Source organism: Brumimicrobium oceani, from assembly GCF_003143775.1.
In the GTDB taxonomy this organism is placed as follows: domain Bacteria; phylum Bacteroidota; class Bacteroidia; order Flavobacteriales_D; family Crocinitomicaceae; genus Brumimicrobium; species Brumimicrobium oceani.
Genome location: NZ_QFRJ01000023.1, coordinates 1 through 8,389, shown reverse-complemented (window position 1 = coordinate 8,389; position 8,389 = coordinate 1). Strand labels below are relative to the sequence as shown.

At 33.0% G+C, this 8,389-nt stretch carries 11 protein-coding genes and 1 pseudogene; 9 read left to right on the top strand and 3 right to left on the bottom strand.

The window, feature by feature from the left end; all coding sequences use genetic code 11:
* Positions 1–239: pseudogene (locus DIT68_RS15980) on the bottom strand (transposase); the annotation flags it as partial.
* 39 nt (positions 240–278) lie between these two features.
* On the bottom strand, positions 279–737 hold the full coding sequence (locus DIT68_RS15975; RefSeq protein WP_109360830.1) for a phage integrase N-terminal SAM-like domain-containing protein: 459 nt from the start codon (positions 735–737) through the stop codon (positions 279–281).
* A gap of 301 nt (positions 738–1,038) precedes the next feature.
* Here DIT68_RS15975 and DIT68_RS15970 point away from each other — a divergent pair, with 301 nt between their 5' ends.
* The 9 genes from DIT68_RS15970 (at position 1,039) to DIT68_RS15930 (ending at position 7,488) form a co-directional block, all read left to right on the top strand.
* Positions 1,039–1,374: a nucleotidyltransferase family protein gene (locus DIT68_RS15970; RefSeq protein WP_199223439.1), complete on the top strand. Its 336-nt coding sequence runs from the start codon at positions 1,039–1,041 to the stop codon at positions 1,372–1,374.
* On the top strand, positions 1,352–1,753 hold the full coding sequence (locus DIT68_RS15965) for an HI0074 family nucleotidyltransferase substrate-binding subunit (RefSeq protein ID WP_109360829.1): 402 nt from the start codon (positions 1,352–1,354) through the stop codon (positions 1,751–1,753). Before DIT68_RS15970 ends, DIT68_RS15965 begins: the two co-directional genes overlap by 23 nt.
* Positions 1,754–1,791: 38 nt before the next feature.
* Complete coding sequence (locus DIT68_RS15960; RefSeq protein WP_109360828.1) at positions 1,792–3,141, top strand: toll/interleukin-1 receptor domain-containing protein; 1,350 nt, start codon at positions 1,792–1,794, stop codon at positions 3,139–3,141.
* 252 nt (positions 3,142–3,393) lie between these two features.
* Positions 3,394–4,158, top strand: a complete 765-nt coding sequence (locus DIT68_RS15955; RefSeq protein ID WP_109360827.1) for a glycine zipper family protein — start codon at positions 3,394–3,396, stop codon at positions 4,156–4,158.
* Positions 4,155–4,733, top strand: coding sequence for a hypothetical protein (locus tag DIT68_RS15950; protein WP_109360826.1), 579 nt, complete (start codon positions 4,155–4,157; stop codon positions 4,731–4,733). Before DIT68_RS15955 ends, DIT68_RS15950 begins: the two co-directional genes overlap by 4 nt.
* Before the next feature lie 366 nt (positions 4,734–5,099).
* Complete coding sequence (locus tag DIT68_RS15945) at positions 5,100–5,567, top strand: hypothetical protein (protein ID WP_109360825.1); 468 nt, start codon at positions 5,100–5,102, stop codon at positions 5,565–5,567.
* A 49-nt stretch (positions 5,568–5,616) separates the two neighbouring features.
* On the top strand, positions 5,617–6,189 hold the full coding sequence (locus tag DIT68_RS15940) for a hypothetical protein (protein WP_109360824.1): 573 nt from the start codon (positions 5,617–5,619) through the stop codon (positions 6,187–6,189).
* Positions 6,190–6,349: 160 nt separating this feature from the next.
* Positions 6,350–6,811, top strand: a complete 462-nt coding sequence (locus DIT68_RS15935; protein ID WP_109360823.1) for a DUF1905 domain-containing protein — start codon at positions 6,350–6,352, stop codon at positions 6,809–6,811.
* Positions 6,811–7,488 (top strand): DUF2461 domain-containing protein, encoded by a 678-nt coding sequence (locus DIT68_RS15930; protein ID WP_109360822.1) that lies wholly within the window; start codon positions 6,811–6,813, stop codon positions 7,486–7,488. Before DIT68_RS15935 ends, DIT68_RS15930 begins: the two co-directional genes overlap by 1 nt.
* Before the next feature lie 311 nt (positions 7,489–7,799).
* On the opposite strand, the gene DIT68_RS15925 is transcribed toward DIT68_RS15930, so the two are convergent.
* The coding region (locus DIT68_RS15925) for an IS91 family transposase (protein ID WP_233244219.1) at positions 7,800–8,389 on the bottom strand (590 nt) is incomplete at its 5' end.

Here is an 8,389-nt window from a genome sequence, read left to right as displayed (position 1 = left end):
TTATTGCTTTTGGTTAAACCGCCACCAGGAACAATACAGTGTAAATGAGGATGCAATGACATATTCTGACCCCAAGTGTGTAAAATCGAAATCATTCCCATCTTAGCGCCAAGGTGTTTGGGGTTTTCTGAAAACTGTTTCAAGGTCTCCCAAGCAGCCTTAAATAATGAACCATAAATAATCTTGCCTTCCCTTAAAGCATATTCATTAAATTCTGAAGGAAGCGTAAAAACCAAATGAATTAAGCGAAGCGAATCATGAACACCTTTAAAAATAAATTATAGGTGAATAAAGTATGGAACTTCTAAAAGTTCATTTGATAATTTCAAAGCACACAGTTCATAACTTCTCAGTCCACAACCGTAAAGAGAGGCAATTATAAGTCTATGCTTTAAATATTTTGGCGCATTGATTAATTTTTTCACTTCCTCTAAACTCATCACCACAGGAAGATCGTTTTGTCGCTTTATCTCAGGAAGTTGAACTTTCTGACCATCCATTCCAAGCAATTTGTAGATCGCCCTTAGTCCATAAATCGTGTGTTTGAAAAAACTATCCGAGGGAGTATTATGTTGGTTTTTACAGTGAAAAAGATAGTCATCAATGGCTTCTTTATCTAGATGTTCTGGACTTTTATTGTAATGCAAGGCAAAATGTGCAAGGCATCTAGAATAGTTGTTCAAAGTGCTTTTTGACTTTCCATTTATAGTGAAGCTTTTGGTTAGTTGCTCGTGCAAGTCTTCAAAACCTGCAACCTCTAAAATTGCAATTTCAACGAGGGTTTTACTTTTTTTTATACATAATATTTGATTTAATTTGTATTCAAATATAGTAAATTGCTAATTTAGAGGGTGAGAGAAGCTTCCGACGTTAGGAGGATTCGTTCAACACCGTATATAATTTATTGCTAGTTCTAGCCTATTTACGAAAATCCTCGCGGATTTTCTATTCGGTTTTTATTTGCTAAATTACGTGCTAAACCACGCAACAAAGCATATACAAACACGTTAAAGGCAACTAAAACCATACTATTCTAAAATGAATAATGAAGTCGTAATAACAAGGTTGAGTTCAATTGGAGAAATAGAATACTCTTTTATGGAGACTCTAGCCAAGAATAGAAATGTTGAAAGAATCATAGTATTTGGATCCAGGGCGAGGGATGACTACGAAGAATTTTCTGATATTGATTTAGCAATTGATTGCCCTAATATGACAAAATATGACTGGCTAAAACTTAAAGAATTCGTTACTTATGATTTGAATATCTTCATTCGAATTTCTTTAGTACCGTATCATCTGAACCCTACTGAATTAAAAGAGAGAATAATAACAAACGGAATCACAATTTATGAAAAAGGAAAAACTCAATGATAGCCTGCAAAATTTCAGAAATGCTTTTGATAGGCTCAAAGAAGCTACAGAAATAGAAAAAGACAGACCATTAGTCGCTGAGGGTACTATACAGCGCTTTGAATATGTAGTAGAACTTTTGTGGAAGACTTTAAATAGAGGCTTAAAATATGAAGGTGTTAAAATAAAACCCGATACACCAAGAGAAACAATGAAAGAGGGATTTAAAGCGAACTTTTTACATAACAAAGTAACATGGCAAGAATTATTAGACAAAAGGAATGAGTCATCTCATGAGTATCTTCATGAAGAATTTATTGATGATTATTATGATGAAATAATTTCTCTTACGCCACATATAGAAGAAGTACTAGTTCTTCTTGAAAATAGATTCAAATAAACCACGTCAAACAATGCTTAAAGACAATCACAATTAGTATGAAAAAATTTATAATCACGGTTAAAACACAATTTGAAACTATCAATATTGTTGGAATCAGTGAAAAGGTTTTGTATCATGTGATTAAAGTCTATTTGAAAAAAGAGCCTGAATTAAGATTGGGGGGTAGAACTTATTCATTTCAAGGCATAGAGGAGTTTTCAATTCATGAATTTGAAAGCGAGGATACTATCGATGAGCTACTGAGTTTCGTAGAAAAAAATAACTTACGAAAAAAAAGTGTGACCGGTCGGGAATACATTGAAACAAAACACCTAAAAAATTACGGTACAGATGTTTCATTGGACTATTTGCACCTTGATATAACTAAAGAAGAACTATCCGACAAAAAACAAGAATCAAATACACATATGAAAATTTTCATCTCACATTCTTCTAAAAATTCCGATTACGGAAATGCTCTTGTAGAACTGCTGACAGGAGTAGGAGTACATGGAGATAATATCATATTTACAAGTAATGATGCCTATGGCATTCCTATTGGGCAGAACATTTTCAATTGGTTGAAAAGTCGAATCAGTGAAAAGCCTCATGTCCTTTATTTGTTATCACCACAATATTATTCTAGTGTTGCTTGTTTGAATGAAATGGGTGCTGCGTGGGTTGTCGAAAATGAACATACAATGATCTTTACTCCGGACTTTGATTTAAGTAGCTATGAATTTCAAAATTGTGCATTAGATCCAAGAGAAATAGGTTTTCACATAAACAATCAGGATAGATTAACAGCTTTTTTAGAAGGACTCAAGGGTTCATTTACAATCTCGACCAATCCTGTTGTGATTAATCAAAAAGTGAGAGAATTTATTGATAAGATTAACAAATTTAACCCGCCTCTAAAAGAATCAATTTCATTCCCCACTATTTCTGATGAAGATTTTTGGACTTCACCTTCCCCTGACCCAATCAAGAAAGAGGAGAAGGTACCAGCAAAATCAATTAAATCCTTCAAAAAAAAAGGTAGCAGTACTGAGCGCCTCTTTGACGATTTAATGAATAATAAGCTTAAGGATGAAGAGGTAATTATGATTCATTATATCATGGAAACAGGTAAATACAAACTTGGTACGGGTTGGCAAGAATCGAATGAGATAGAAAACATCAGGGCTTGGCAAGATGTTAACGGTTTATCTAATATACTATCCTTCAATTATGCTGGTGTCCTACGCAGATTTGAGATGAGAAAGTTAACTGAAGTCTCAGACACAACGAGCCATGGCAATCCGAAGGAAGTGACTATTATCGAGGAATTTCAAGAAAAACTACTTGATTTACCAGAAGAAGTGGAAAACAAAATCATTGAAGTTGTATCTAAAAATGAAAATTAGTTACGCTTGACAAAAGTAAAAATGCCTTTAACACAAGCTAAGAAAACATAGCCGCCCCTACGGGGACGGCAACGTTTCTTAGCTTTGTCCGTTATGAGCAACGCGAACACTCACAATAACGGTAAAGCAAAGCCACTTAGGACTAATAAAAAAGTACTGTTTATTTATAGTGAAACGGAGCGATTAACTAACAAAGGAAGTAAAAGTAAAGTGCTTTTATGGATAAATTTATTAAATTAAAAATTTTTAATTATGCAAAAGTTAATTTATGGAGGGTTGTTCCTTGTTGCGTTAGGAATTCTAATATTTGGTTGTGAAAAGGAATATTTTGACGACAATAAAGCAACAGACAATAATAAAACCAATAATAGTAAACAAAAGCCGATTAAAAATAAATCAGTCTCAATTTTTGCTAATGAAAATAACCCCGCAGATTCAATAGGCGTATATCACAATCTTATGTTAGATGATCTACTAAATGAATATTCTTACTCTAACAATCATTCGATAATGGAAGAACAAGTTAAGGCTAATACTCCATTAGTTTTAGATACTTACTTTCCTGACATAAGTGATATAGACTTAAATGAGCTGAACAATATACCATCAATGGAAGGGGCTTTTTATTTAATTGATTTTGATGACTATAGTGAAATTATAGGGAGTTTGAATGGTTTAAGTACATCAGAAGCCCAACTTATTATAGCTTATGTTTCTGAATGTATAAGCCATGAATCACATTTCGCAGATAATAACATTTGTGAAATATTGATTGAAATCGAAAATGACTTCATACAAAACCGTGGAGCAAATTTTGATGAATTTTACTATACCTCATCAATTTTTAGATACAGTTTAATTTATCATTACTCGCTTAATAATAAACAAAAGCTTTCAAAATGGTGGAAAAAAGCTATCGGTGATGCAGCAGGTGCATTAATAGGTGGTGCGTTATCTGGTGGAATGGGTGCATTACAAGGAGCTGCGGCAGGCTCAGCAATAGCAGATTTGTTATGAGACTAATATTCAATGTTTTAATCGGTTCGTTTCTATTTTTTTCTGTAGCCTATTCTCAGAATGACTATCTAGAAACTATAGTTTTTGAAAATGGTAAGCCTGTTATTGAAACAAAGTATGATAGTTTAAAAAAGTATTATTTAGAGAAAGACAAAGCCTCAGATTCAAAAATAGTTGCAATAAAAACGAAGAGAAATGAATGGATTAATATAGAACTCCAAAGCAAATGGGGTTTCACTTATTATGATGAGAGCGACCATCGAAAAGATACTTTCAGAATTATAAATAATGAGGTTTTTAGATTGATAGACGGTGCATTCAACAAGGATGCGATTTATTTGAAGTCAGAAAGCGCATACTTGATTTATGTTTTCCTATGGCGTGATAGATATTTTTTAGATTACAATAACAAATTAATAAGACTGAAATCTAAGAAATCCTTGATAAATTCAATTTCAAACGAATGTATATCCACAAAGTTATCAATTTCAAACTATTCGATTAATCGGCTTGTTACCAAAAATAAAACTTCAGGAAAGACCAATTTGCTAACATTAATTGAACAATGTTATTAACTCATAGATTTAAAGATGCTTAAGACAGCTTGAGCCTCTCTTTCATTAATAATAAAAGCTCATAACACAGCATTTGCCGTCAGCCTGTACAACCCTTCGATTTTTACATTCACGTAAATGAAATATTTGTATCTTCGATTAAACATATAGCAAACAGGTCGTCTCAAAGCCTCAACCGTTATGAGCAACACGAACACACTTAGAAACACGGTAAAGTAGAGCCAACTTATGGTGTAAATAAAAAGAAAGAGCCAGAAAGAGAAAAGTGGAAAAGTTGACATAGCGGGAGAAAGCTAGGCAATATTGCAAGTTTTTGATACTCCTTGAATTTATCAAAAACGTGTTCATCTAAAAAAAACAGAAAAGATGAAAAAGGTAATTTTAAAGTTAATGATAGTAGTTTTAGTTCTTGTTTTTAATTCTTGTCAGAAACAAGAGATTGTTAAAAACGAGATGCTTAGCAAAACCATTAGCATTAATGAGAATAATGAAAAAGTAAGCATTATTGTTGGTATGAGGATCAGATGGGATGAGTGGGGAAGGGCTAATCATGATTGTGGCAAAGCAGGATTATGTAATATTAGGGTTGACACCATAGAAATTACAATTGGAAAATCAGCTCCAATAATTGTTGGCGAAGATGGAGGAATGTATATAGAAGTTCTAGTTGATAGTGACCTAATATTTGAAGATTCATCTACTGACTTTTATATCGATGAAGATCTTTTTGCTGAGCAGGGAGATAACCTGTATAAAATTGAATCAGGTGTGTTTGAAATAGATTATTCTTTAGGTTCATTGGGGGGTTACAAAATTCCAGTAATCAAACAATAATTAGTTAAAAATAAGCCAGTCGGTTGACTGGCTTATTAAATTTAGTATCATGAATAAAATTTATACATTATTGATTTTAAGTATTTTAACAGGTTGTATTGTCATTGTACCTAATTTTACTGGTCTAAAAAGTGGTTATAAAAAATTGAGTCCGAATCAAAAAGCAAGAATAAAATTTGTTAATGACAGAGAAGAACTTACTTATTTGAACAAAAACGATACAATATACGCTATAACGAGCAATCACATAAAGACAATAATTGAGAATGAGAAATCGGATGTGGTTCTTTATTTATGGTCTGCTAATTGTTCGAGTGAGGTTTGTCATCCGATTGAATATGTGCGGGAAATGTGTTCAAGTAAAAATCAAAAATTAATTGTTGTGATGGAGTATTATGACTTCGAATTAGTGAGTTTTCAAAATACTGAAAGCTTAGATTTTCCATTATTTTCCATTAATACAAAACATTATGAAACCGACTTCTGCAATAAATACACTAAACGTTTTATCACTGATCTATTAAATAAAGGTAAGCTTAAAGATGAAGAACTTTATAATAGGTATTTTTTATTTTTGAATGGCAAATATGTGGGTGCTAAATCAGATATAATTAAACTTTAAAAATGCTCATAACACAGCCTTTGCCGATCAGCGTTTACAACCCTTCGATTTTTACATTACCGAAAAGGAAATGTTTGTATCTTCGATAAAACATTTAACAAACAGGCCGTCGCAAAGCCTCAACCGTTAGCGGTCAGGCTAAAAAACAAACCGTAAAGAAATGGAATACTTAGTAAAAGACGAGAAACTTGAATTAAAATATGAACCAGGCAAAGGTGCTTGGACTTACCACATTCAAATTCCCAACACGAAACATATAGTTGGTAAATGGGGTTCAATGAAAGTTTCGGGCACTATTGACAACTATAAAATTGAAAGTATAAACCTCGCCAAACTAGGTGACGAAGACAAACTAATTTCTATAAATGCCAATATTAGAAAAGCAATTAACAAAAGCGGTGGTGACACTGTAACGGTAACTATATACTTATTGACTTCAAATCAGCAAATTACTGAGAAAGAAGTTTTAGAGACATTTAAAGACTCAGGGGTAGTAAAATCTTTTAAACAATTAGCTGAGTACGAGCAGAATGAAATTATTGGAAAAATTACTTCTGTAAAATCGGAAGACAAACAAGTTAAAATGATTTTGAAATACATTGACCAACTAAGTAAAAAATAATGATTAAGCAGACTTCACTTGACTTCCTTTCAAATCTTAAACTAAATAATTCAAAGGAATGGTTTGAGCAAAACAGAGATTTATACGAAAATTACAGAAGTGACATACTTCAATTGACTGAAAATCTTTTGAAAGAATTATCAAAGATTGACCAAGAAATTTCACAAGCCAACTTAGACCCTAAAAAATGCTTGACGAGAGTAAACCGAGATTTAAGATTTTCAAAAGATAAAACACCGTACAAAAATTATGTATTAGTTGTTCTGAACAAGAATTACCCACAACCAAATAAAGCAGGATATTTTATTCACATTGAACCAGATAATTGTTCAATTGGCGGTGGAGTTTGGCAGACATCGTCTGAATATTTAAAAAAAATTCGTCAAGAGATTGACTATTCATTCACAGACTTCAACAAAATCTTAACGACCCCTGAATTTCAGAAAACATTCCCAAACGGACTACAAGGTGTAGGAAAACTAAAAAGAATGCCAGTTGGCTATGACGAAACTAACCCAGCAAGTGAATTTCTGAAAATGAAAGGTTTTTGCACCAAAGAACCGCTCAATGACAAGCTATTAACAAGCAAAGACTGTGTTAAAACTGTTATGGAATTTTTCAAAACAACAAAACCAATTATTGACTACATAAACAAAGCAATTGAGTATGACGAGTAAAAAGCCCGAACCGCTAACAACTAAGTATTCGGCTTGCCGATAGGCCAACGCTGAATACCCTGTTGACGGATCCGGATTTCCTTAGCCCTACTGAGCTTGCCGAACGTATGGGGAAAACGTTTTAATACATTATTTTTGAAAGATTATTTTGGTGTGTTACGCTTTGATTATGAGCGTGCATTTCGAATTTAAGTTGGTTGATCACTCTTCATTATCTCAAAAACCGCGTATTTATGAGGACTTTTGCCAGTTTGATGTCTATTTCACTACTTTTAAGCCATAACTTCTCCATTACGCGCGAGACGTTTCTTTTATTTAACTGGTTTACTGACGCTTAAAGTTTTCTTCCAGTTTTTTGGCGGTCCTCTTCCATCAAAAAATAAAACAGTAATCAGTTTACCTTTTTTGCATATTGGACATCTTCTGAGGTGCGTTGGGTTTTCCTTAATAATTTCCGCTGTATTTTCTTCATTCAATAACCTTTGAAGTTCGGGTAGTTTTACCTTTTTCCAACTGCTGCTCAATATTCCAAAATGCCGTATTCGTGTAAATCCTTTGGGTAGAATATGCAAAGAAAAACGTTTAACAAAGTCTGTACTTTTGAGTTTAATGTTATGTTTCTGTCCTCCTTTTCTATAATTTTTAGCGGAAAAGGTGACCGTTTTTTTGGCATAATCAATGCTCTTAATCCTGTGATTAGAAATAGCGATTTTGTGAGTGTATCTTCCAAGATATTCGATTACAAACTCAGGTTTAAAGAAAGGCTGTTTGGCGTAAACGACCCATTTCTTGGAAAACACTTTGTCATAGACACTTTGCTGTATTTTTAACTCGCTTTTTCTCAGTAAAGCAATAAATTTTGCTCGAAAAACAGTACTCATTGACTTCACATTGAACAAGT

Coding starts and splice junctions, on each gene's coding strand:
- DIT68_RS15970 (WP_199223439.1), top strand. CDS start 1,039: ATGAATAATGAAGTCGTAATAACAAGGTTGAGTTCAATTGGAGAAATA.
- DIT68_RS15965 (WP_109360829.1), top strand. CDS start 1,352: ATGAAAAAGGAAAAACTCAATGATAGCCTGCAAAATTTCAGAAATGCT.
- DIT68_RS15960 (WP_109360828.1), top strand. CDS start 1,792: ATGAAAAAATTTATAATCACGGTTAAAACACAATTTGAAACTATCAAT.
- DIT68_RS15955 (WP_109360827.1), top strand. CDS start 3,394: ATGCAAAAGTTAATTTATGGAGGGTTGTTCCTTGTTGCGTTAGGAATT.
- DIT68_RS15950 (WP_109360826.1), top strand. CDS start 4,155: ATGAGACTAATATTCAATGTTTTAATCGGTTCGTTTCTATTTTTTTCT.
- DIT68_RS15945 (WP_109360825.1), top strand. CDS start 5,100: ATGAAAAAGGTAATTTTAAAGTTAATGATAGTAGTTTTAGTTCTTGTT.
- DIT68_RS15940 (WP_109360824.1), top strand. CDS start 5,617: ATGAATAAAATTTATACATTATTGATTTTAAGTATTTTAACAGGTTGT.
- DIT68_RS15935 (WP_109360823.1), top strand. CDS start 6,350: ATGGAATACTTAGTAAAAGACGAGAAACTTGAATTAAAATATGAACCA.
- DIT68_RS15930 (WP_109360822.1), top strand. CDS start 6,811: ATGATTAAGCAGACTTCACTTGACTTCCTTTCAAATCTTAAACTAAAT.